Raw genomic sequence first — 23,661 nt, 5'->3', positions numbered from 1 at the left:
TCACAGCACAACTTTCTGATTTGTAAAGGGACAGCTTTTTTGTGCCCTTCAAGGGAGCGCATGGCTCGTCGGTTGAAAGACAGGGGAGAGATGCTGCCTGGGAAGAGGTAATGGAGGAATGGCGTAATTCAGCATGCTATATAAGTAAAAGTAGAAGTAGACTAGTAGAGGAGAGTGCCTAATGTCTGATTTTGATGATCTTGCAGCGCAAAGGCGCAAAAATTTAAAGCTAATTCAATTTAATCAAGAGGATCAATCGCTTGTCGAGTCAGAAAAGCCAGCGGAATCGTTCGATGATGTAGGCGGACTGGAGGATGTGAAGAAAAAAATTCGAATGAACTTCATTTTGCCGCTGAAGCAGCCGGAATTGTTCGCAGCCTATGGTAAATCTGCGGGAGGAAGCCTGCTGCTGTTCGGGCCTCCAGGGTGTGGTAAAACGTTTCTGGCGCGAGCGGTTGCGGGCGAAATTGAAGCTAATTTTATTCATATAGAGCTGCAGGCGATTCTTTCGATGTATACGGGGCAGAGCGAGCATAACTTGCATGACTTTTTTGAAAAAGCGCGCCAGTGCAGGCCTTGTGTCATTTTCATAGACGAGCTGGATGCAATGGGCGGCAGTCGGAATCAGATGCGTCAGCATCACGACCGCATGTTAGTTAATCAGCTGCTGCTTGAGCTGGACGGTCTGCAAGCAGAGAACGAAAATGTCTTTGTCATTGGAGCAACTAATACGCCATGGTACTTGGATTCCGCGCTCAGACGTCCTGGACGCTTTAACCATCTTGTATTTGTACCGCCGCCAGAGGAGGCGGAGCGCCAAACGATTTTGGGGCTGAAGCTAGCGGGCAAGCCCGTGGATTCACTGAATTTAGAGCGCATTGCTGCCGAGACGAAATGTTTTTCCGGAGCAGATTTGGAGCAGGTCGTTAGCGATGCGGTGGAATCAGCGATGGAGCGCATGCTGGAGACGGGGGAAGTGCAGCCGATTTCCCAAAATGATATGAAGGCTGCGGTGAAATCCCGCAAAGCGACAACGCTGGAGTGGTTTTCCACTGCGAAAAACTATGCAACCTTCAGTGATGTCAACCGTGACTATCAGGTTGTACTGGATTATATGAAGAAGCACGGCATTAAGTAGCAGGAGGGAGCGAGGAGACGCTTTGGCGACAGACAGAGATTTTGAGCAAAATACGTATGCCGCTGTATATCAATTGCTTGAGTGGAAACGGTATAAGGAGGCTTTAGAGCAAACGGAGCGGATTTTGCGCCATAACCCGGAAGATACAGAGGCATTGGCCCTTATCGCCCGGATTTATTTACTAATGGAAGATTACGAAAAAAGCATGTATTGGTCTGGTGAAGTGTTGAAGCGCGATCCCGATCATGCAGATGCTTGGTTTGTGCGAGTTGTCATCTATTATGATACGGATGATGTGAAGGCCTTTCTTGAAGCGGTACATGAAGCTTTGCGAATTGAACCATACAGAGCTCATTATTATTATTTGCTTGCTAGTCAGATGAACAAAATGGGGAAGTTTAAGCAAGCGAAGGAATATCTGCTGCAAGCGCTCGAACTGAATGCGGAGTCGCCGCTTTATTTGGCTGTGCTGAGCTATACGGAAGCGCTGCTGGGGCATTTTGAGGAATCGGAGCAATTGGATAGGCAGGCGATTCGGGCAGAGGCGGAAGAACCAGGTGTGCTGCTGCATCTCGCTTGGGCGGCAGGCCATCGGGGCGACTATACGCTTCAGGAAAAGTATATGCAAAGCGCCGTGAGACTCAATCCAGAGAGCAAGCAGTATCAGGATGAGTATTTGAGCGCCTTGCAAAACAGCCATAAGCTGTATCGTATCTTTTTAGCACCGATGAAGGTCATAAGGCGCATGAAAGTCTGGCAGATTTTCGTCAGCTGGCTAGTGGCGGTGATCTTTTTCAAACCGCTTCTTATTGTGTTCATTGTACTGTATGTTCTAGCTCATTGGGTGACGAAGGGCATTGTACATGTACGCGTTTTTGGATGGCGGCGCCGTGGTTCTTAAAGGGTCCTTTTGACAGCAAAAAAAGATCTGAAGTGAGGAGAGCGGTCATGCACAATCTAGCAAACCTGATGAGAAGACTTATCTTTACTTCGGTTCACTGCTTTTCTTTTCGGGGTCAAGCAGGCGATCCATTAACCTCTACATTAACTCCTAGAATGCTCCATAAGTATGCCATAGGCTATATAACTTCGGGCAACGGTTTGCTGAACATAAGCGGTCATGCCACTCCATTCAAGCCAGGTGATTTATTTTTTCTACAGCCTGAGACGATGGTTGAAGGATATTCTGATTCCAGGAATCCGATTCAGTATTCATTGATTTTGTTTTCCTGTATGCAATTAAGCAAGTCGTTAGAGGGCTGGTCGATTAAGCAGCCTATTTTTCCATTGCAGGGGAAGCTTGCGTTAGTGGACGACCGTTCATCCGTTGAGGATTTAATCCAGCAGTTACGCGAATTAAGTCGGCATTTTCGGGAACAGGAGAGGCCAACGATCCATTATATTTTATCAAAGCTGCTGCTGATGATGGGCAAAAGCAGGCCTGAGCAGCAGCAGACTGTAGGCTTGGATCAGGTGATAGCTTATATGAATGATAATTACTCGAAGGATTTGCAGATTAGCCAATTGGCGGAAATGGCAGGCTTCAGTCCGAATCATTTTACGAAAACGTTTAAAAATAAAATGGGTGTTACTCCTACGGAATATCTTTTGCAACAACGGATTAAAAAAGCAAAGCAACTATTAGTTTCCTCGATAAAAGCGAAGCACGTGGCTGAGCAGGTCGGATACAAGGATGAGCATTATTTCAGCAGAGTTTTCAAAAAAGCCGAAGGCGTTGCTCCTACCTTATATATTAAAAATAAATGCCATCGTATTGCCGCGTTATATTATGGGCTGGATGACCATTTAATTACACTTGGTTATGAGCCGGTTGCTGCACTGTCCTATAAGAATCGGGTTTCCTCGACCGACACCACTTCAAGGCCGATTGCGTACAGCCAGCAAAGCTCTATGCTCCAAGGCGATCACACAAATTACGACAAGCTGCTGAGAACAAAGCCGGACCTGATACTGACAAGTGATCGCTTGGAGCGGGATGAGCTGCTGAATCAGATTGCGCCGACTGCCATGCTAAAGCATTCGAACAAATACGGACAGACGCTGGAGCAGCTTGCGGGCCTATTGGGCAGAGAGCGGCAGGCGGCAGCATGGATAAGCAGGTATGGCGAGAGAACGGAAAAGCTGAAGAAACGAATGAAGTTCTATTTGGGAGGACAGAGCGTTTATTTTATAAGGGTGACTCAGCATTTTTATCGAATATATGGAAAAAGCAATCAAACGGGCAGTCTTTTTTATGATGATCTGGGATTATCGCTTCCCGATCGGTTCCCTGCCCACGAATGGGCGCTCGATATCCAGCTAAATGACCTGCCATTATTTAATCCACAGCATATTTTTCTTATGACTGACCCCACTAATGGCTCGAAAATGCGATTGCAGCAATTGCTGTTATCGGAAGAGTGGCAATCGCTTGATGCGGTACGTCGCCACCATGTTTATGACGCTAGTGATTTATTTTTCAAAGCGCTAGGTGCTTCCGGGAGAATGTGGGCGATGAATTATACGGCATTAAAGCTCGGAATAATAGAATGAAAAGATCCACCATAACTGCATGGAATAATCCATGGTTAATGGAAGGACCTTTCTTTATGATTAGTGATAATGATTATTATTACTATAAAGAGAGGGTTAAAAACAAATGAATAAGCACCGAATAATGTACCTTATACTATTGACTGCATTGCTGCTAGCAGTGACGGCTTGCGGTAAAGGAGAAGGTCAAGCAAGCGAACCCAAACAAACGAATCAATCAGTGAATCAGCCAGTTGAAAAAGCGACTCGCACAGTTACCCATCTGAAGGGTGAGACGATCGTTCCTGCGAAGATCGACAAAATAGTTGTGCTCTCCGCTGCTTATATTGATCATCTGCTGACTATTGGTGAAAAACCAGTTGGTGTGAATGTGGAGACCCGTTATGGAGGAGACTATCTTCCATATTTGGCAAGCGAGCTTGCAGGCGTACAGCTTGTAGGCTCTGCGGATAGTCCCAATTTGGAAGCGATTGTTCAGCTGGAGCCGGATGTCATTCTCATAGAGAGCCGGACTGCGGAAAATACGTATGATCAGCTGGCAAAGATCGCACCGACAATTGTGCTTGGAACGGAGTGGCTGGCGTATGACGATGATACGACCTACTGGACTGAAGATTTATTAAAAGTGGCCGAGCTGTACGACAAAGTGGATTTGGCTAAGGAGAAAATAGCCGAGCTTGATGAAAAGACCAAGCAAGCCAGCGAGAAGATACAGTCTATCGAAAATCAAAATCTTGCCTACTTAAGGGTCAGAGAGAAGAATTTGCAAATATACGCGGAAAAAGGTCATCCTACCACTATGCTGTTGTACCATGATCTCGGCTTTTCAAAAACATCGTTGACGCCAGAAGAGCAGCGCGGCGAGCTGTCTTTAGAAGTGATTTCTGACCTCGACGCTGATTACATCGTGCTTGAAGTTGATCCTAATGGACAGGATAATTTGAATAGCATGAAGGACAGCCCCTTCTGGAATAAGGTTTCCGCGGTGCAAAATAATGAGGTGTATGAAACAGACTCGTTTTGGCTGTTTAAAGGCTGGGGCGTCATTGGCCGTGGAGAAATTATAGATGAAGTATTGAAAATGATGGAGTAAGCAGATGGAGGAGTATGCTCTGAAGGAACAGGCGGCTTGCTTTTTACAACAGAATTTTCGAGTTTCCATAGGGGAATTGGAGAAGGCTGCTTATCCATTTTCTGCTGTAGAGCTTCTGGATCCGACCAGATGCTCTCACATTATGAAACTCCAGTCCAGACAGCTGGAAGATCCGGGCGATATCGTAGTGGGCACCTTGTTTGCCAAACGTTACGCCGTGTTATTTATGGGGCTCGTATCTGCAGTTAGTTTATTTGATTGTAGACTTGCAACAGCGCCTGAAAATGTGGAATTTCGAATAACGAGTCTTGCCGCAATGGAATATCAGGTAAGGATAGCGGAGCAGCCGTCACTGCCTGTTTGTGAGATGGAGCAGCGCAAGGTTGAGGTTGAGAAATGGATAGACCGTTTGTTGCAGCATACAGAAATGATTTTGGAGGCGGTGTCCTCGCGAACAGGTGCAAAGGTGAACATGATGTGGTCGCTTATTTCGAATTATGTTCAAAATAGCTATGTCCATCTGGAGCAGAATGCTGATGTTTGGCGAACGGAGCAGCGATTGCAGCTTATTTTGGCCGATCGGAGTATTTTGTTAGAGCAAAGGAAGGGCAATCCGCTGGCTGTTTCATTTCGCAAATTTCATCATCCTCAATATGAAGGGGCTCCAATTGTTTTACGCCGGCATTGCTGCTTGGCTTATCGGCTGAGGCGGGAGGGACTACAGCTGCATGGGTATTGCAGCACTTGCCCCAAAATCGGTGATAAGGAAAGGCTCGATTTATTGGGCTATGGTGCAAATACGTAGCGGTTAACGTAAAGATTGAATGTGCTTATATACAGGCTCCTGCGGCGCAAGCTGGTGGGAGCTTCTTTTTATTGGATTTTATGACAACAGCAACTTTAAGGGCATAAAAAACCAGTTGATCGAAAGCAACTGGTTTAATAAAGGCTTTATATTGGATATTCATTCAGCCAAATAAATGCTTGTTCATAATTATCAAAAAACTTTACGGATTCTTTTGTATTGGATTGTTGTAAATAATTCATGATTTCCCCTTCTTCGAGGATAAACGCAATTGCCTTGCTATTATTCAAAATGGTTTCATGAAAGAACTTATCTTTCCATGCTTTTTGAACAGAAAAGTGATCTGGCGTGTATCCTTTTCTATCCACCAACAATTTGTATTTCCGACCCTCGGAAATGAATGACTGACAAGCCTGCTCGAGGCCATGAAACCATTCGTTAACATCATCTGTTTTAATGTTACCAATTAGATGGGTAACAATTAAATCTCCTGAAACGGTTGTGCTGATATTCTGTTTACTCAACTTGGAATCATCTCCCTTAGTTACAATTATGTATAAATTTCGAATAAAATCAATAAGGATAAAAGCCTTATGCAATAAAGCAACATTATTTACGAAAAGAGTTATAGCTGTCGCTGGGAGTGAGGTTGCGCCGCAGCAGAGCAAAGCGATACAATGAATGAGAGTAGCAGAAGGGGAGATTGGTATGAAATATCCAGAGAATTATGTAGCGTATTTAGTTGAATTTCATGCAACGAGGGATTTTTTTGAATGTCATGAGCTGTTGGAGGCATATTGGAAGGAGCATCCCGCAGATGAACAGGCGCTAATCTGGGTAGGGCTGATACAGCTGGCTGTCGGCCAATATCATGAGCGGCGGGGCAATCTAGCAGGTGCAGCGAAAATGTATGAGCAAGCGCTTGGCAAGCTGACTGTCGAAGCACTGGACAGCCTCGGGCTAGATGGCGCTGCGGCTATAATCGAGCTGGAAGCTGCACTCTCAAGGTCAAAGCAGCTAGAAGATGCTCCTTCGCCTGCTTACAAAGATATGAATCTCGTTGTTGTCGATGCTCAGCTTCAATTGTTATGCGAGCAGGAATGTGCCGAAAGAGGCGTAGCTCAGTCGAAGTGGGGATTGCCGAGTGATAGGACAGATGAAGCGCTTATCCATCGTCATACGTTGCGGGATCGCAGCGATGTCATTGCCGCGAGAGAAGAAGCAATCGCTGCGAGAAAGAAGAAGCCATCCACGCACAATCGTTGAACGGCTCTGCGTAAGCAGTAGACGGTTCAGCATCCCTTTTGTGCGGGAATGGCTTCTTTTTCAAAAAAATATATGTATGTAGGGAAGGATTGCAATTAAGCTTATTTTAGCCTGTCGTAGCCATTAACAATGAGATCCAGTTGGCCTGTTTCCGGCTCGATAGTCATACCATGAACGGGAACGTTAGGTGGAAGCAAAGGGTGGTTGCGAATAATGCCTACGCTTTTCTCCACGCTTTCCTTCACATTGTCAAATCCAGTCAGCCAGCGCATGAAGTTGAGCCCAGAATGCCGCAATGTTTCAACTGTCTGCTCAGGTACGCCGCGTTCCGTCATATGCTGAACGATGACCTCGGGATTAAGTCCAGTCATGCCGCAGCCGTGATGCCCCACGACAAATACTTCATCGGCTTGCAGCTCATAGATCGCAATTAACACGCTCCTCATAATATTGCCGAACGGCTGGGTGACGATGCCGCCTGCATTTTTAATGATTTTGGCATCCCCATTGCGCAGGTTCATCGCTTTCGGAAGCATTTCGGTTAGCCGTGTATCCATACAGGTGACGATGACCATTTTACGGTCGGGAAAACGGCTCGTTATGTACTGCTCATAATCTTTGCGTTCGACAAATGCTCTATTGTCGTTCATGATTTGATTGACGTTATTCATAAACTCCTCCTAAATCTGTTGTTGCAGGTTAATCATAGTTGCAGGTTAACAAAACACAATATACATAGGCTGTAGCCGTCAGGCTGTCAAAAATCTCAAGTTTATTGAATAAATTTGTCCGTCGCTTTTCAAACTGAATGTTCCACGATCTGTATCGTAACCAATGCGTAGTTGAGGTTCAAAATAAACTTCATGGCGGGGTTCATACAAAAAGGAGAAGGGGTGGCCTTGTGCTAAGCGGTCATCTGTGCTAGGTTCCTTTACAAGCTGAAGGGCAGGGACGCCGCTAACGACGCAGCCGCAGCCTTCGGTGTCATGCAGCAGCTTAAGCTGGTGAACGCCATCCTCTAAATAGGGTGAAAGCTTCTCCACTGCAGACGGGGAAAAAGTTATAAACATAGGCAATGCCTCTCTTCCATTTCAATTCGCACTTTTAATGATGTTTAGATTAAAGTTGATTATACGTACAGTAATCGTTAAGATCAAGTTAAGATCAGATGAAAGATGAAGGAATCGTGTTTTTCTCTGGCAGAAATTACACTTTTCATATTGAAATAGGCTGATCTTTTATTTATTTGGAAAGGGTGATGAGAAATGACCTTACATAACTCGAAGGCGCTAGCTCCATTTCTGGAAACGGTGAAAAAAATGAAAGCCTACGGTGAGGCACTTGGCGTACTTTATTGGGATTTGCGCACTGGCGCTCCGCGTAAAGGCATGGATATGCGCTCGGAGGTCATCGGATCTTTGTCTGGCGACATGTTCAAGCTCTCCACATCGCCTGAATTAGGTGAATGGCTAAGTGAGCTGGAACAGCCAGAAACATTCAGTGGACTAAGCGAAATAGAGCGCAAGCTTGTAACGGATACAAGGGAAGAATACGACCGCAGCGTCAAAATCCCTCCTAAGCTTTATGAAGAGCATGTCGTTATTTGCTCTCAAGCTGAATCCAAGTGGGAAGAAGCGAAGGCGGCGAACGATTACGAGGGCTTCCAGCCATATCTGGAAAAAGTAATCGACTACACGCAGCAGTTTATCGACCTTTGGGGCCCGAAAGAAACCCGCTATGACACGCTGCTTGACCAATATGAGCCAGGCATGACCGTGAAGGAACTGGATAAAGTGTTTGGCGGCTTGCGCGAGCAACTTGTGCCACTTGCAGCAGCCATTGCTGCGTCCAAGCATCAGCCAGATACGTCCTTCCTGCGCCAAAACTATGATAAGCAAGCTCAAAAAGCGTTCAGTCTGCGGATTTTGCAGCAGATGGGCTATGATTTTGAAGCGGGCAGACTTGATGAAAGCGCGCATCCGTTTGCAACGGGGCTCAATACAGGCGATGTGCGAATTACGACTCGTTATTTGGAAGACGATGTGACGAGCGCCTTGTTTGGCACTATTCATGAGGGCGGTCATGCGCTTTATGAGCAAAATATTATGGCTGAGCTGGATGGAACAACGCTGAGCACAGGCACTTCTATGGGCATTCATGAATCGCAATCGCGATTCTGGGAAAATGTTATTGGCCGCAGCAAGCCGTTCTGGCAGCATAATTTTGCTGCATTACAGCAGCAGTTTCCGGGTCAGTTGGATGTAACGCTGGAGCAGTTTTATCGGGGCAATAATGTCGTTCAGCCGTCTCTTATTCGCATCGAAGCCGATGAGCTGACGTACAATCTGCATATTATTATCCGCTATGAAATTGAGAAAATGATATTTAATGAAGGTGTGAAGGCTGCGGATCTTCCAGCCATTTGGAATGAAAAATATAAGGAATATCTCGGTATTGAGCCGCCGACAAATGCAGAAGGCGTTCTGCAGGATGTACACTGGTCCGGCGGGGCATTCGGCTATTTCCCATCGTATTCTCTGGGCAACATGTATGCGGCGCAATTCGCCGATACGCTGGAGCGAGAGCTGCCGAACTTCTGGGAGCTTGTAAGTACAGGGGAGCTGCTGCCGATTAAAGAATGGCTCAGCGAACGCATTTACAAATATGGCAAGCTCAGAACACCTTCTGAGCTGATCCAAAATGTAACCGGCAAGCCGCTGGACCCGCAATATTTGGTGAAATATTTGGAGAAGAAATATAGCGAGATTTATAAGCTGTAATAAGGGAATGGTTCTAGCTTATAAGGAGGTTTAGTGGGGGAAGGAAGCTGCGATAGTGGCAGGAACCAAACTTCCCCGCGCGAACCCCAAGCTCCCATGAAAACCCTGGGACGTTCGCACTCTGCGCTCAATAACTAGAAATGCGGATTACGGGTTAAATAATGGGCCGGTAAAGAGAGGGGAAAACGAGGTTCGCGAAAATGAACCTTTTTTTCCTTGCTGTGTAAGGAGTTTTTGGGTGTGCTGTCGCTCCCCGTGCGGGAGCGTGGATTGGAACCCGACCACGTCTTCTTTAACTGTTTAAACATATTTATGTCGCTCCCCGTGCGAGGCCGATCCCCTCTGACCATACAAGACTTAAGGAAGCTTAGTATGCAATCGTTACTAGAGCATACTCACAGAAACCACTGTGGCTGTGACTATGTACATTTGGTGATTTATTCCTTTTCTAAATGACTGAGTTTCCGCTATTTTGGATTTGACTCCCATTTCGGGCCTTAAGAGGACTGGAGATTCGCTATTGTCATCATAATCCTCTCAAAATGACGCTGGGCAGCGCATTAGCGGCTTCTGAGTCCGCAGCCTGTTCCAAAACCAGTGATTCCGCAAGAATAGCGGCTGCTGTGTCCTCCATGTTTATCTCTGCGTCTTTGTGCAGGGAGCAAAGCTTCAAAAGAAGAGCAGCATGAAGCTGTCTTTTGGTAAGTAGGTTCCCATGTATGAGTTGTGTCCTTGCTTGCGATTACATACATGCCCTAGTAGAGCCGCTATTCCGCATCAGGTGGAATAACGGCTTTTTCGTGCTCAAAAAGCTGCTAGCGGCAATCACCGCCGAGCTTGCGCACGCATAGGCTGGAGTACAGCATGCAAGCTGTAAATAGCGGGAGGAGAAAAAGGGATGAGGAGAAGATGGACAACGTTGCTGCTAGTTGTCACGCTGGCGCTGACCGCTGTGCTGACCGGCTGTGGCGGGAAAAGTGAGAAAACAACGCTAAAAGTCGGCGAGGTCACGCGCTCCCTCTTTTATGCGCCGCAATATGTTGCGCTGGAGAAGGGCTTTTTTGCACAGGAAGGGCTGAATATTGAGCTAACGACAACGGCTGGCGGGGACAAGACGATGACGGCGCTCCTGTCAGGCGTGATTGATGTTGCGCTTGTCGGCTCAGAGACGTCGATTTATGTGTATCAGCAGGGTGCGGATGACCCGGTCATCAATTTTGCCCAATTGACGCAGACCGATGGTACGTTTCTCGTCGCTCGGGAGCCTGAGTCTAGCTTTGATTGGCAGTCGTTGAAAGGGAAGATTTTCCTTGGGCAGCGCAAGGGCGGCATGCCGCAGATGGCTGGAGAATTTACGCTGAAAAAATTCGGAATTGACCCGCAGAAGGATTTAGAGCTGATCCAAAATGTCGATTTTGCCAATATTTCGGCAGCATTTGCTTCAGGGACAGGCGATTTTGTACAGCTTTTTGAGCCGACTGCATCTATTTTTGAGAAAGAGGGCCGTGGCAAGGTTGTAGCTTCCTTCGGGGCGGAGAGCGGACATTTGCCGTATACCGTTTATATGGCGAAGCAAAGCTTTACAAGCAAAAACAAGGGTGCGCTGCAATCGTTCACCAATGCGATTCATCGGGCACAATTATGGGTGGCTGAAAATAATGCCGAAACGATTGCGGACGTTGTGCTGCCTTATTTTGAAAATGTAGATCGCAGCATTTTGATTAGCTCGATTGATCGTTATAAGCAGCAAGGCTCTTTTGCGGCTGACCCGATCATTGATCAAGAGGAATGGAACAATTTGCTGGACGTCATGACCTCGGCCGGCGAGCTGAAGGCGCGAACCGAGCATGATGCCATCGTAAACACGGGCTTTGCGGAAGCTGCGATTGAAGCCGTGAAGTAACGATGGCTGCGAGGAGGAAAAACGATGGCGAATAGTGACCCCGCGCTTACGCTGCGGCAAGTGACTCATGTATATGTGAATGAGAAGGGCGCCTCGCTTGCTGTGGAGGATATGAACTTGACCGTTCAGCGCGGCGAGTTCGTCAGTCTGGTCGGGCCGAGCGGTTGTGGAAAAACGACGGTGCTCAGCATGCTGGCCGGTTTATTTTTGCCAACGCGCGGCGAAGTGCTCCTGAACAATCGACAGGTTATACAGCCGTCTACTCTTGTCGGTTATATGCTCCAGCAGGATTATTTGTTTCCATGGCGGACGATTTTGGATAATGCGACGCTGGGGCTGGAACTAGCGGGGAAAAAGACGCGTGCTGCGGTGGAAACCGTAGCCGATTTGCTGGCAGAGCTCGGCTTGCCCGGAGCGGAAAGTCGTTATCCGCATGAGCTGTCGGGCGGTATGAGGCAGCGTGTTGCTCTGGCGCGGACGCTGGCAACTGAGCCGGAGGTATTGCTGCTGGATGAGCCTTTCTCGGCGCTGGATTTGCACATCAAGCTTCAATTGGAGGATTTGGTACAGGAAACGCTGCGAAAGCTTGGCAAGACGGCGCTGCTTGTGACGCATGATTTATCCGAAGCTGTCGCGATGAGTGACCGCGTCATTGTACTGGCGGCAAATCCTGGGAGAATTCGCTGCGAGCTGACTATACCGGATTCCATTCGGCAGGCATCGCCGATGAAAGCCAGGCAGCTGCCGGAGTTTCAGCCGCTGTTCGATCAATTATGGACAGAGCTGGATGCTGCCGAGAAAACCCTCTGGGAAGGGAGCGAGAGCCATGAAGGATGATGGGGGTTTAAATCCACAAAGGGAGCAACGTGCAGATATAGAGTCAGCGCGAGTAGGGCAGGGACAGAAGCAAGCTCCTTCTGATGTGCAAGAGGTCAGAGGAGAATGGCTGGATTGGCTGCACCGAGCTTATATGAAGCGGGCAAAAAGGACGACTGGGCTAGTAGGGCTGACACAGTTTATTATTTTAGTACTATTTATTGGACTATGGGAGGCCGCGGGACGAAATCGGTGGATTGATCCGCTGCTGTTCAGCTATCCAACGAAGATGTTTCAGCAATTGTGGGGGACGATGTCAGACGGCTCAATCTGGCCGCATATCGGAGTGACTGTATCGGAAACGATTGTCGGCTTTGCGCTAGGCACACTGCTGGGCACGCTGCTTGCGGCGCTGCTGTGGTGGTTCCCATTTGTTTCGCGGGTTGCGGACCCTTATTTGGTCGTGCTGAACAGCATGCCGAAGGTGGCGCTAGGGCCTATATTTATCGTTTGTCTTGGCCCTGGCTTTCTCTCCATTGTAGCAGTCACTTTGTCAGTGACCGTTATTATTACGACTTTAAACATTTATAACCAGTTCCGCGAGGTAGATGCAGGCTACATTAAAGTTGTCCGGCTATTCGGGGCGGGAAGGTCGCAGCTTTTTCGCAGCGTGATTTTGCCAGCCTCGTTCCCGGTTATTATTTCTACACTGAAGGTGAATGTGGGCTTGGCGTGGATCGGTGTAATTGTAGGCGAGTTTCTCGTTGCGAAGCTTGGGCTGGGCTACCTTATTATTTATGGCTTCCAGGTGTTCAACTTTACGCTTGTTCTTTCCAGTCTGCTAGTCATTGCGGCGGTCGCCACGGTTATGTACAAAGCCGTTTCTGCGCTGGAGAGCAAGCTGATGGCGGGCTGGCGTGAGCAGTAGCGCAGGGTATGCGGTGATTTTTATGTCTGCTAAATTAGCTAGTGCGCGGTTGAAAATAGAAGCAAAAACAGGCTTTGGCATAATGGCCCGTGTGGCCTCATAACTATGAGTATAGTTCGATTTGAGCTGGCGCTTTCGTAATAGGAGCGGGAGCTGCAAGGGTGAAAAAAGGATTTTGCGGCGAGCCTCCCGCAAGCTGCTCGTATATAGCGGCCAACTAAAGGCGGGGAAATGGGGAGCGAAGGTCTTGGGGAAACGTGGATTTACGTTTTGCAGCAGGTTTTGTGGGCGTTTTTTAAAACAATCTCTCTTTGTCTGCATTCGTTTTATCAACATTCGCCCACGTCCTGCATACACTTTAAGTGAATGATTGCATGGAGGAGGTTAAATCAATGGCTAATGCAGATAAACAGCTTCAATACAGAGAAATTATTACCAAAGCTGTCTGCGGCAAAGGTCGTAAGTTTTCCACTGTAACCCATACCGTTACGCCGCCTCAACATCCGACCAGTATTTTGGGCGCATGGATTATCAACCATCAATATGAAGCGGTTCGTTCGGGCGATGGAATCGAGGTCATCGGTACTTACGACATTAACATCTGGTACTCGTACAGCAAAAACTCGCAAACCGAGGTGGCAAAGGAATCCGTTCATTATGTAGAAAATGTTCCGCTTTCGTTTGTCGATCCGAAGCATCGCGCTACAACTGTGGAAGTTTCAGCCGACGCGCTTCAGGAGCCGAATTGCATCGAAGCGAATGTTTCATCGAGCGGCTCCGGCGTTGTCATCCGGGTTGAACGGGAATTTTCAGTAGAGCTGGTTGCCGAGACGAAGGTAACGGTAGCTTGTATCCCTGGAGGTTTGGACGGCCTCGATGCCAAGGAATACGAGTACGGTCTCGGCGATGACGACTACGAAGATCTTGATCCGGATTTGCTCGACGACGAGCTTTAATCTGGCAGCCTGACGGCCATAGGGCGCGCGAGGATTGAACCTTCCCGGCAAGGAAGCTAAAATCCTTAACGCGTCAGCTTAACGCCACTGTGCCTCGGCTTCTGTACGGTATGATATGCGGCAATGTCCGCAAACTTGAGGGCGAAAGCCCTCTTTTTGTTGCAATTAAACATATTCGGGCGGATGCCCTAGGGCTGGAATTGGAAAAGGGGCTTATAGGCAGGAAATAAAGCTCATAAGTTAAGGCAAGCAGGTCATGCAGAAGGGAGTAATGAGATGGCGGCAGTGTGGCTGTGGAACAGCAGTACCGGGCGGATGGAGCGGGCAGGGAAAGAGACTGCTGCCGCTGAATCACCTCCGGCCGCAAGCCTGCTTAATGAGGTTAAGACTGGCGATGCGGTTATCGTGAGCGGCTGCGCTTTTGAGAAAAAGAAGGGGCTGCCTGCTTTGCCAAGCGGCATCTGGCTGCTGAATGAGGGCGAGCTCGGCATCGCGGCGATGTCTCCCGCCGAGCAGCAGCAAAGACTGCGCCGGGCAGGCCTGCTTCGGCGGCAGGAGCTGGGAGATAGCGACCGATTATATAAGGTCGCTATCGCGCATTTGGAGCCGATCGAGCTGCAGCGCCTCGATCGGTGGGGCAGGCCCGCAGCCGGGCAGCAGCTGCTGCGGGCGGAGCCGGGCGGCCATGCGGCAGCGCCATGGCCGCGGGATGCGGCTCTGCGGCGGGTCATCCGCGCCGCAGTCGCCGCTTTGTATGCACTCGGCCTCGATATGGGCGAGGCCGAGGTTGTGCTTGGCGCAGGCGGGCGAGCCGCCGTCCGCGCAGCGGGGGCTGTGCGCGATGCGAAGCTGCGCGCAGTGGGCTTGGCGCGAATGGCCGCCTGGTATGAGGCGGCCGCAGCGCCTTTGCCGGGAACGGCGCCCAAGCTGATGCTGGGCGCCGACCCGGAGTTTGCGCTAATGCGGCCGGATGGGCGAATTGTGCCGGCTTCGCGCTTTTTTGGCGATGGCGCCCAGGGGGCAGCGGGCAGCGACGCGATGCTTATTGGGCGACGGATCGTCTATCCCGTCGCCGAGCTGCGGCCCGAGCCGGCCGAAAGCCCGGCCGCGCTGGCCGCGAACCTCCGGCGACTGCTGCTGCGCGCCGCCGAGCGCATCAGCGACACTAGCCTCTGCTGGGTCGCCGGAGCCATGCCCGTGCCGGGGCTGCCGCTCGGCGGGCACATCCATATCAGCGGCACGCCGCTGTCCAGCCGATTGCTGCGGCTGCTCGACAGCTACGCGGCGTTTCCGCTCGCGCTCGTTGAAGACTCGGCCGGCCGGGGCAGACGCCCCCGTTACGGCGCCCTTGGCGAATACCGCCAGCAGCCGCATGGCGGCTTCGAATACCGCACGCTGCCGAGCTGGCTCATCTCGCCAGCAGCGGCAAAAGCAGTGCTCGCGCTCGCGCTGCTGTGCGCGCGCGAGACTAGAGCCCTCACAGACATACCGGCTCTTGACGAGCGGTATGTCGAAGCCTTCTACTCCGGCGACCGCACGGCGCTGGCCGGGTGCTTAGACCCGCTAGCTGCGGCACTCGCGGCGACGCCAAGCTATGCGGCGCTTGCAGCCGACATCGAGCCTTTGCTCGATGCAGCGCGGCGCGGCATAATCTGGGATGAGCGGGCTGACATCCGCCACAAATGGCGCATCCCCATGCCAGCTCCTGCTTCTAACCGGTCGTCTAACAAAAGGACGACATAAGGTGTAATCTTTAATCTTTAATCTTTAATCTTTAATCTTTAATTTTTAATCTTTAATCTTTAATCTTTAATCTTTAATTCGCCCTTTTTTCCGCACGTGATTAACAGCGGGGGTTCCTGCACCTTCAAAATGGCTTGTATGCCAAGCAAACAGGCCATTCTCCTCTTTTTTCTTCGCTTTTTCCCGCTTTTCTCCGCGTAACTTCATGCTTTACTTCCTGCTCTATCTCCCGTTACTTCTCCCTTTATTAGGCATAGACCCCCAGCTTTTCCCCCTTCATGCATACCCGGAAAAATAGACAAGTTGGCGCGGCAAGCCAACGCTTGATATAATAGTAGAAAGCTGCTTGATTAGAATTTCGGAGATTTGGCGGAATTTACGGCTCTGAGCATACGATAAACCTAGGGCGTGTCTGAAAACCCGTTCAGTGGCTCCTTTCACCGCCTTTTCGCCCCCTGCTTCGTTCCGTTTGCTTGCCGTACCCCCGGTACGCCTTCACAAACGCGCCTTGCATGGAACGAAAATTCGGCAAAATTGGCTGCCCTCAGCGTTCTCAGACACGCCCTAGATTGCGAACACCCGCGTTCGCTTACAAAAATAAAGGAGGGGCAACTGTGGCAAGCTACACCCCGATGATTATGCAATACCTAGCGATTAAAGAAGAAGCGAAGGATGCGTTTCTTTTTTTTCGTCTGGGCGATTTTTATGAAATGTTTTTTGAAGATGCGATTGCGGCCTCGCGAGAGCTTGAAATTACACTAACCGGCAGAGAAGGGGGCGGCGCTGAAAAAATTCCAATGTGCGGCGTACCCTACCATTCTGCGCAAAACTATATCGCAAGACTCGTTGAAAAAGGGTACAAGGTTGCCATTTGCGAGCAGGTCGAGGATCCCGCTGCTGCCAAGGGCGTCGTACGACGTGAAATTGTGCAGGTCATTACGCCGGGTACGGTCATGGAGTCGAAGGCGCTGTCCGATAAAACGAATAACTTTATTTCAGCGGTTGCCCTCGTCAATGGAAATGTAGCGATATCCTCCTGCGATTTATCCACGGGTGAGCTGTATGTTACTTCGTTCCCGCTCCAGATGGAAGCGCTGATTGATGAAATTAACGTCTATCAGCCCGCTGAAATTGTTGGTGATGAGGATTTGCTTGACAAGCTTCAAGCTTCAAATGCTTGGAATCGTCCGATATTGCTGACTAAGCGCGAGCTTGTACCAGAGCAAAAGCTGCTTGACCAGTTCGGCAGGCAGGAGCTTGTACAGCTGAATGAGGCACGCTTGCGCGCTGTGAATCTGCTGATCGGCTATTTGGATGATACGCAAAAGCGTTCACTCGGTCATGTTCGCGCAATCCGCAGCTATGAGCCGGGTCAATATATGATTTTAGATCATTATACCCGCCGAAATTTGGAGCTGACCGAGACCGTGCGCGACCGCTCGAAGAAAGGCTCGCTGCTTTGGCTGCTTGACCGCAGCCAAACCTCAATGGGTGCAAGGCTGATGCGCCGCTGGATCGACAAGCCGCTGCTTTCGCGCACCGCAATTGAAGCAAGGCTTGAGGCCGTTGATACTTTGTATCGGAATTTGATTTTGCGCGATGATATTCGTGCGGAGCTGCATGATATTTATGATCTGGAGCGCTTGGTCGGCAGAGTGGCATTCGGCAGTGCTAATGGACGCGACATGAATGCCCTTAAAACGTCCATTCAGCGCGTTCCTCAGCTAGTCCAGCTATGCAATGACTCGGGCTCGCAGCGACTGGAGCAGCTCGTAGACGGATTGGACGATTGCGCCGATTTGGCGGATATGATTGCGACGGTCGTCGTAGACGAGCCGCCAGTCTCAATTCGCGAAGGCGGACTTATTCGCGCGGGCTACGATGCTTATTTAGACCAGCTTAAGGAAGCTAGCACCAATGGCAAAAAATGGCTCGCTGAGCTGGAGCGTGCGGAACGCGAGGCAACCGGCATTCGCTCGCTCAAAATCGGCTACAATAAAGTATTTGGCTACTATCTCGAAGTTTCCAAAGCCAATCTCGCGATGCTGCCGGAAGGCCGCTACGAAAGAAAACAGACGCTTTCTAATGCTGAGCGCTTCGTAACGCCTGAGCTGAAGGAGAAGGAGCGTCTTATTCTTGAAGCTGAGGAGAAAATGGTCGATCTCGAATACGAGCGGTTTCTAGAGCTGCGAGAGCATTTAGCAGGGCAGCTTCACCGCCTTCAGCTCCTTGCAGAGGTCATAGCCGAGCTAGATGTGTATCAGGCATTTGCGACGGTAAGTGCTGAACGCAGATTTACTCGCCCCTCGATTACCGATTCGTTTGATATGGTCATCGAAGAAGGCAGACATCCTGTTGTTGAGGCCGTTATGGAAAATGGGGCAGCTTTCATCGCTAATGCAACGGAGCTTCATAAAGAGCATAATACGATGCTGCTTATTACGGGGCCAAATATGGCGGGCAAAAGCACCTACATGCGCCAAGTCGCATTAATCGGCATTATGGCGCAAATCGGCTGCTTTGTTCCGGCAAAATCGGCGCAAATTCCGCTGATCGACCGAATTTTCACGCGAATTGGCGCGGCGGATGACCTGATTGGCGGACAAAGCACGTTCATGGTCGAGATGAAGGATATTCAAATTATGACCGAGAAGGCAACGGAGAACAGCCTTGTTATTATTGACGAGCTTGGACGAGGCACCTCTACGGGCGAAGGCATGGCCATTGCCCAAGCGGTTATTGAATATGTCCATCATCAAATTCGCTGTAAAGCGCTCGTATCGACTCATTTTCACGAGCTGTCGCATTTGGAGGATTCCTTGCCGTTGTTGACCAACGCTTGTATGGCGGTACAGGAAAGTGGCGATCATGTGACCTTTTTGCGTAAGCTGATACCTGGCGCAGCCGGTACGAGCTACGGCATTTATTGCGCGAAGCTGGCAGGCTTGCCAGAGTCCATTATTTCCCGCTCCTATGAGCTGTTGGAAGTTTCGGAAGCAGTGGTTGAAACGAATGCGAGCAGCAAGGTGAGGGCAGGTGCTGTTGCTGGAACAGGAGGTCTGACGGCTGAGCAGCAGGCTCCTGCTTTATCCAATGCTCCTGAACATGCCTATAGCGGCAATTCATCGGATACAGATCATTCGGCTACCCAAGCAGCAAGTGCTGCCGTACGTGAAACGGCTGCGGCGATCCAACTGTCTATTTGGGATGAGCCAGCTGCTGCGCAGGCTGATTCGGGTCGCCGCAAAGGAAATGCGAAATCTGAGCAGCTTGCTGAACAGCTGCGTAAGCTCGACCTATATAATATGACGCCAATGCAGGCGATGCAGTGGATTGGTGATATGAAGCGCAAAATGAACGACTAGAAGCGGCATGTCCGCGTGGGAAGGAGGAGAACTTAAATGGGGAAAATTCTAGTGCTGGACGAGCAGCTCGCGAATCAGATTGCCGCAGGCGAAGTGGTAGAAAGGCCGGCTTCTGTTATTAAGGAGCTGGTCGAAAATGCTGTCGATGCCGGCAGCTCCACAATCGACATCACAGTGGAGGAGGGCGGCTTAAACCTTATTCGTGTTACTGACAATGGCTCGGGCATTCCTGCCGAAGAAATCGAAACGGCATTCCAGCGCCATGCTACGAGCAAAATCGCCACGAGCAGCGACCTGTTCCGCATTGCAAGCCTGGGCTTTCGCGGCGAGGCGCTGCCAAGTATCGCGGCCGTTTCTCGGCTGGAATGCTTGTCTTCTACCGGACAGACTGGCTTAGGCCATAAGCTGTCCATCGAAGGCGGAACGATAACAGCCAGCATTCCGGCTGCAACGCCGCAAGGTACGGATATGACCGTTCGCGACTTGTTTTACAATACGCCTGCCCGGTTGAAATATATGAAGGCGGTGCAAACCGAGCTTGGACATATTTCAGATTATATTTACCGTATTGCGCTTGCACATCCCGGCATTGCTTTCACACTGAAGCACAATGGCAATACGCTGCTGCGAACGCTCGGCACAGGCGACCGGTTGCAGGTTATTGCTGCGATTTACGGCTCCAACACGGCTAAGGCGATGATGGCGATACAAGGCGATAGCCCGGATTATGAGCTTATAGGCTATATTTCCAAGCCTGAGCTGACACGTTCCAATCGAAATGGCATAACCGTTATTGTGAATGGTCGTTATATTCGCAGTCATGCGGTTAATCAGGCTATGCTTCAGGCTTACCATACGCTGCTGCCGATTAATCGTTTTCCGCTTGCGATTATTGAGATCGGCATGCATCCAAGCCTGCTTGATGTAAACGTTCATCCTTCCAAAATGGAGGTGCGCTTCAGCAAGGAGGCAGAGCTGCGGACACTCGTTGAGTCCGCTATTCAGGCTGCGCTTGGAAAGGAGCGTCATATTCCAGGCCCGGATTCTATACATAATCAAAAAAGGTCCGGACCGGTATTTGTTCAGGGAGCTATGTCCTTTCATCGCCCAGAGCCAAAAACGCCTCCCGTGCCAGACAAGGACACCAAAAGGGAGAGGCCGCTCGCACAGGCACCCTACTCTCCATTTGGACAAGGTGCAGCCAGAGAGTTTGTGCCGAAGGATGCAGCGGAGCGTTTGTACAAGCCTGCTCAGGCTGGAAATGGCCTGACGCGTGAAGCAAGCGCCGCATGGGGGAGCCTTGCCTCTGAGGCAAGGCAGCCCGGTGGTCGTGTTGGGGCGAATCATTCGCAGTCGCAAAGCGAAGACGCTCCGCTTCCATCCGAGCCTTCATGGATTCGTCAAGACGCGGCTAGCGTGGCTAGCGCGCAGTCTGTGGCAGCAGGAAACGAGCCCGGCAGCGGATTGGAAGGAATAGGGGCAGCAACGGCCGATTTAAGCAGTGAAGCTGCTGCCTCTGTTCATGCAGCCCCCTTGCCCGATAGTAATCTTGGGCAAGACAGCCAAGCGAGCGCTGCTCCAGAGCAGCCTTCAGCTGCGAATGAAGCCGGTTTTCCCGAGCTGCACTGGATTGGCCAGCTGCATGGGACGTATATTGTGGCGCAGTCCGAGGAAGGGCTGTATTTAATTGACCAGCATGCGGCGCATGAGCGGATCAATTATGAATATTATTACGCTAAGTTCGGGATGCCCGAGGCTGCAAGCCAGCAGCTGCTAGTGCCGCTTACGCTGGAGTTTACGCCGGGTGAGGCGGAGCAACTGCGCGGCTTGCTGCCGTTATTTAACGAAGCTGGCGTCGAGCTTGAGCCATTTGGCTCGCAAACGTTTCTTGTGCGCGCCTATCCGCAGTGGCTGCCGGATGGCGAGGAGCAGGATATTATTGAAGAGATGGCTGATTTGCTGCTGACCGAGCGCAAATCTATTAATATTGCCAAGCTGCGTGAGAAGGCTGCTATTATGTGCTCGTGCAAAGCATCAATTAAAGCTAACGATAGGCTTACGCGTGAAGAGGGCGAGGCGCTGCTTTCAAGGCTTGGGGCATGCCATCAACCGTATACCTGCCCGCATGGACGCCCGATCGTCGTGCATATGTCCACCTATCAGCTTGAAAAAATGTTTAAGCGGGTGATGTCATGATCGTAACGACCGCTGATCGTCCATCTGAGGCAACGGTAGCCAAGGCGAGAAGAATCGCAAGTGAGCTGTCCGTTCCTTACAAAACGAGGGGCAGAATGACGCTGCGGCAAATCGGCGCCGAGATGGCCGAGATTCGTCTGTTTGTTGTGACGGATCGCGAAGTCAGGTATTATGAAGGACAGACGGATACGCCGTTATTTTTTCACCCCAGCATGGCTTTTGTGAGAGTCAAGCGGCTTCGAAGGGGAGAGGCCGATCCGCTCATTACGCTCTCCCGCTGCGAGGAAGGCGATACAATTGTAGATTGTACAGCTGGTCTTGCCTCTGATTCTCTCGTATTTGCTTATGCGGCAGGCACATCTGGACAAGTTACTGCTATTGAAAGCGAGCGTGTGCTATGCGCCTTGGTGCGTGAAGGGCTTGCCGTCTATGAATCAGGGCTTGCTGATGTGGATGCGGCGATGCGCAGAATTCGCATGATCAGCATGAACCATCTGGACTACTTGCGGCAGCTGCCAGATCAAAGCGTCGACGTCGTATATTTTGACCCGATGTTCCGGCAGCCGATTCATGAGTCGAGCTCGATTCAGCCGCTGCGCCAATTGGTCAATCACAATGCATTGTCTGCCGAGGCAGTGACCGAAGCGCTGCGAGTGGCACGCAAAACCGTCGTGCTTAAGGAGCATCGCCATAGTGAAGAGTTTGCAAGACTCGGCTTTGAGCGGCGGCATTTACATTCTTCAAAAATTGCTTATGGAGTGATAGAGGTTGCCAGAACAAGACAATAAGCGGGTAACCGCGCCATACAAAAAGCAGCCTTTGCTCGTGTTGATTGGTCCTACGGCAGTAGGCAAAACCAATTTAAGCCTGGAGCTGGCCAAAGCTTGGCAGGCGGAAATCATCTCGGGCGATTCCATGCAGGTTTATCGCGGCATGGACATCGGAACAGCGAAGCTTCCTTTGGAGGAGCGCGAGGGCATCCCGCATCATTTAATTGATATTCGCGAACCGGATGACCCCTATTCGGTGGCAGACTTTCAGGCGGGCTGCGGAAGCAGCATTGAAGAGATTGCTGCTAGAGGGAAGCTGCCCTTCATCGTTGGCGGCACGGGTCTCTATGTGGAAGCCGTATGCTATGGCTTTGAATTTTCGGAGAGCGGTTCTGATGAGGCCTTTCGCCAGGAGCAGGAGCGCTTCGCTCTTGCGCACGGCGCCGAGGCGCTGCATGCGAGGCTCGCGCTCATTGATCCGAAGTCTGCGGAGCGCCTGCATCCGAATGACCAAAGGCGCGTTATACGCGCGCTTGAAGTGTTTCATTTAACAGGCATCAAGCAATCAGAGCAGCTCGAGGGTCAGAAAAAAGAATCTCCATACGAATTGTGTATCATCGGGCTGACGATGGAGCGTGCGGAGCTGTACCGCCGGATTGAGCGGAGAATTGACCAAATGCTGGAGCAGGGGCTGGTCGAGGAAGTGAAGGCGCTGCTCTCGCGTGGCGTTCCGCCTCATGCAGTAGCTATGCAGGGACTAGGCTATAAGGAAATGGCGTCCTTTTTACGGGGAGATTGTACGCTTGAGGCTGCGGTAACTTTGCTGAAACGGGACACTCGGCGCTTTGCCAAACGCCAATTGTCATGGTTTCGTCACATGAAGGATATCGAATGGATCGATATGGGGGAAAATTTTCACAACAATTTACAACGGATTCATGGTATAATAGCAGGAAAGTTTCAAGTCCATCTTGAATATACTTCTAATCAATCATTAGTAGACGGAGGTAACGTCCAATGAACAAATCCATCAACATTCAAGATACGTTCTTGAACCAATTGCGTAAAGATAACATTCCTGTTACAGTCTTCCTGATGAACGGGTTCCAAATCCGGGGCGTTATTAAAGCATTTGACAACTTCACCATTATTATTGACAGCGAAGGCCGTCAACAAATGGTGTACAAGCATGCCATTTCGACGTTTACTCCGCAGCGAAATGTATCTCTCATGCAGGACAACAGCAGCTCTGACTCGTAAGGCGCACGCCATTAGTGAAACTTTCTAATAGCGATCTGCGTTTAACTAGATAGCGGAAGGAAAGGGCAGCCCGCTTTAACAGGGGTTGT

Annotated in this window: 21 protein-coding genes; 17 read left to right on the top strand and 4 right to left on the bottom strand. The window is 50.2% G+C overall.

The features are described 5' to 3' along the window. Positions 1–181 precede the first annotated feature (181 nt). The 5 genes from V5J77_RS14500 to V5J77_RS14480 all read left to right on the top strand — a co-directional run bounded on the left by V5J77_RS14500 (position 182) and on the right by V5J77_RS14480 (position 5,589). Positions 182–1,138 (top strand): ATP-binding protein, encoded by a 957-nt coding sequence (locus V5J77_RS14500; RefSeq protein ID WP_338551545.1) that lies wholly within the window; start codon positions 182–184, stop codon positions 1,136–1,138. 22 nt (positions 1,139–1,160) lie between these two features. Beyond that, positions 1,161–2,039, top strand: coding sequence for a tetratricopeptide repeat protein (locus V5J77_RS14495; protein WP_338551544.1), 879 nt, complete (start codon positions 1,161–1,163; stop codon positions 2,037–2,039). 47 nt (positions 2,040–2,086) lie between these two features. Next, positions 2,087–3,691 carry an AraC family transcriptional regulator gene (locus tag V5J77_RS14490; protein WP_338551543.1) on the top strand — a complete coding sequence of 535 codons (1,605 nt, stop codon included), beginning with the start codon at positions 2,087–2,089 and terminating at the stop codon, positions 3,689–3,691. Positions 3,692–3,797: 106 nt separating this feature from the next. Beyond that, positions 3,798–4,784 carry an ABC transporter substrate-binding protein gene (locus V5J77_RS14485; protein WP_338551542.1) on the top strand — a complete coding sequence of 329 codons (987 nt, stop codon included), beginning with the start codon at positions 3,798–3,800 and terminating at the stop codon, positions 4,782–4,784. A gap of 4 nt (positions 4,785–4,788) precedes the next feature. Then, positions 4,789–5,589: a hypothetical protein gene (locus tag V5J77_RS14480; RefSeq protein ID WP_338551541.1), complete on the top strand. Its 801-nt coding sequence runs from the start codon at positions 4,789–4,791 to the stop codon at positions 5,587–5,589. 146 nt (positions 5,590–5,735) lie between these two features. Here the strand turns inward: V5J77_RS14480 and V5J77_RS14475 are convergent, their stop codons facing one another. Further along, positions 5,736–6,218 (bottom strand): STAS/SEC14 domain-containing protein, encoded by a 483-nt coding sequence (locus tag V5J77_RS14475; protein ID WP_338556809.1) that lies wholly within the window; start codon positions 6,216–6,218, stop codon positions 5,736–5,738. Between the two features lie 79 nt (positions 6,219–6,297). On the opposite strand from V5J77_RS14475, the gene V5J77_RS14470 reads away from it, so the two are divergent. Continuing rightward, positions 6,298–6,855, top strand: coding sequence for a DUF309 domain-containing protein (locus tag V5J77_RS14470; protein WP_338551540.1), 558 nt, complete (start codon positions 6,298–6,300; stop codon positions 6,853–6,855). 101 nt (positions 6,856–6,956) lie between these two features. Here the strand turns inward: V5J77_RS14470 and V5J77_RS14465 are convergent, their stop codons facing one another. Continuing rightward, complete coding sequence (locus V5J77_RS14465) at positions 6,957–7,526, bottom strand: carbonic anhydrase (RefSeq protein WP_338551539.1); 570 nt, start codon at positions 7,524–7,526, stop codon at positions 6,957–6,959. A gap of 78 nt (positions 7,527–7,604) precedes the next feature. Beyond that, positions 7,605–7,925 carry an iron-sulfur cluster biosynthesis family protein gene (locus V5J77_RS14460; protein WP_338551538.1) on the bottom strand — a complete coding sequence of 107 codons (321 nt, stop codon included), beginning with the start codon at positions 7,923–7,925 and terminating at the stop codon, positions 7,605–7,607. A 195-nt stretch (positions 7,926–8,120) separates the two neighbouring features. On the opposite strand from V5J77_RS14460, the gene V5J77_RS14455 reads away from it, so the two are divergent. From V5J77_RS14455 to V5J77_RS14430, 6 genes are all read left to right on the top strand, one after another. Beyond that, the gene (locus tag V5J77_RS14455; RefSeq protein ID WP_338551537.1) at positions 8,121–9,635 is read left to right on the top strand and encodes a carboxypeptidase M32; all 1,515 of its coding nucleotides are present in this window, start codon (positions 8,121–8,123) and stop codon (positions 9,633–9,635) included. Between the two features lie 898 nt (positions 9,636–10,533). Continuing rightward, a complete protein-coding gene (locus tag V5J77_RS14450; RefSeq protein ID WP_338551536.1) occupies positions 10,534–11,538 on the top strand; it encodes an ABC transporter substrate-binding protein in 1,005 nt (334 codons plus the stop codon). Between the two features lie 24 nt (positions 11,539–11,562). After that, entirely contained in the window at positions 11,563–12,375 is an 813-nt protein-coding gene (locus V5J77_RS14445) for an ABC transporter ATP-binding protein (RefSeq protein WP_338551535.1), read from the top strand. A gap of 133 nt (positions 12,376–12,508) precedes the next feature. Then, a complete protein-coding gene (locus V5J77_RS14440; protein WP_338556807.1) occupies positions 12,509–13,282 on the top strand; it encodes an ABC transporter permease in 774 nt (257 codons plus the stop codon). A 392-nt stretch (positions 13,283–13,674) separates the two neighbouring features. Next, positions 13,675–14,238 (top strand): outer spore coat protein CotE, encoded by a 564-nt coding sequence (locus V5J77_RS14435; RefSeq protein WP_338551534.1) that lies wholly within the window; start codon positions 13,675–13,677, stop codon positions 14,236–14,238. A 276-nt stretch (positions 14,239–14,514) separates the two neighbouring features. Beyond that, entirely contained in the window at positions 14,515–15,981 is a 1,467-nt protein-coding gene (locus V5J77_RS14430) for a hypothetical protein (protein WP_338551533.1), read from the top strand. A 66-nt stretch (positions 15,982–16,047) separates the two neighbouring features. Here V5J77_RS14430 and V5J77_RS14425 read toward each other — a convergent pair whose 3' ends face one another. Then, a complete protein-coding gene (locus tag V5J77_RS14425) occupies positions 16,048–16,188 on the bottom strand; it encodes a hypothetical protein (RefSeq protein WP_338551532.1) in 141 nt (46 codons plus the stop codon). Between the two features lie 407 nt (positions 16,189–16,595). Here V5J77_RS14425 and mutS point away from each other — a divergent pair, with 407 nt between their 5' ends. From mutS to hfq, 5 genes are read left to right on the top strand one after another with little or no spacing between them, the layout of a single operon-like run. Beyond that, positions 16,596–19,346: a DNA mismatch repair protein MutS gene (gene mutS, locus V5J77_RS14420; RefSeq protein WP_338551531.1), complete on the top strand. Its 2,751-nt coding sequence runs from the start codon at positions 16,596–16,598 to the stop codon at positions 19,344–19,346. Between the two features lie 36 nt (positions 19,347–19,382). Next, positions 19,383–21,542, top strand: coding sequence for a DNA mismatch repair endonuclease MutL (mutL, locus tag V5J77_RS14415; RefSeq protein ID WP_338551530.1), 2,160 nt, complete (start codon positions 19,383–19,385; stop codon positions 21,540–21,542). Next, positions 21,539–22,330, top strand: a complete 792-nt coding sequence (locus tag V5J77_RS14410) for a class I SAM-dependent methyltransferase (RefSeq protein WP_338551529.1) — start codon at positions 21,539–21,541, stop codon at positions 22,328–22,330. The genes mutL and V5J77_RS14410 overlap by 4 nt, the downstream gene beginning before the upstream one ends. After that, on the top strand, positions 22,311–23,333 hold the full coding sequence (gene miaA / locus V5J77_RS14405) for a tRNA (adenosine(37)-N6)-dimethylallyltransferase MiaA (RefSeq protein WP_338551528.1): 1,023 nt from the start codon (positions 22,311–22,313) through the stop codon (positions 23,331–23,333). Before V5J77_RS14410 ends, miaA begins: the two co-directional genes overlap by 20 nt. After that, positions 23,330–23,572 (top strand): RNA chaperone Hfq, encoded by a 243-nt coding sequence (gene hfq, locus V5J77_RS14400; RefSeq protein WP_056028072.1) that lies wholly within the window; start codon positions 23,330–23,332, stop codon positions 23,570–23,572. The genes miaA and hfq overlap by 4 nt, the downstream gene beginning before the upstream one ends. The last annotated feature ends 89 nt before the right edge of the window (positions 23,573–23,661 follow it).

The organism is Paenibacillus sp. KS-LC4, from assembly GCF_036894955.1.
In the GTDB taxonomy this organism is placed as follows: domain Bacteria; phylum Bacillota; class Bacilli; order Paenibacillales; family Paenibacillaceae; genus Pristimantibacillus.
Note: the sequence above shows the minus strand (reverse complement) of the source record. Positions and strands in the feature narration are given on the sequence as shown.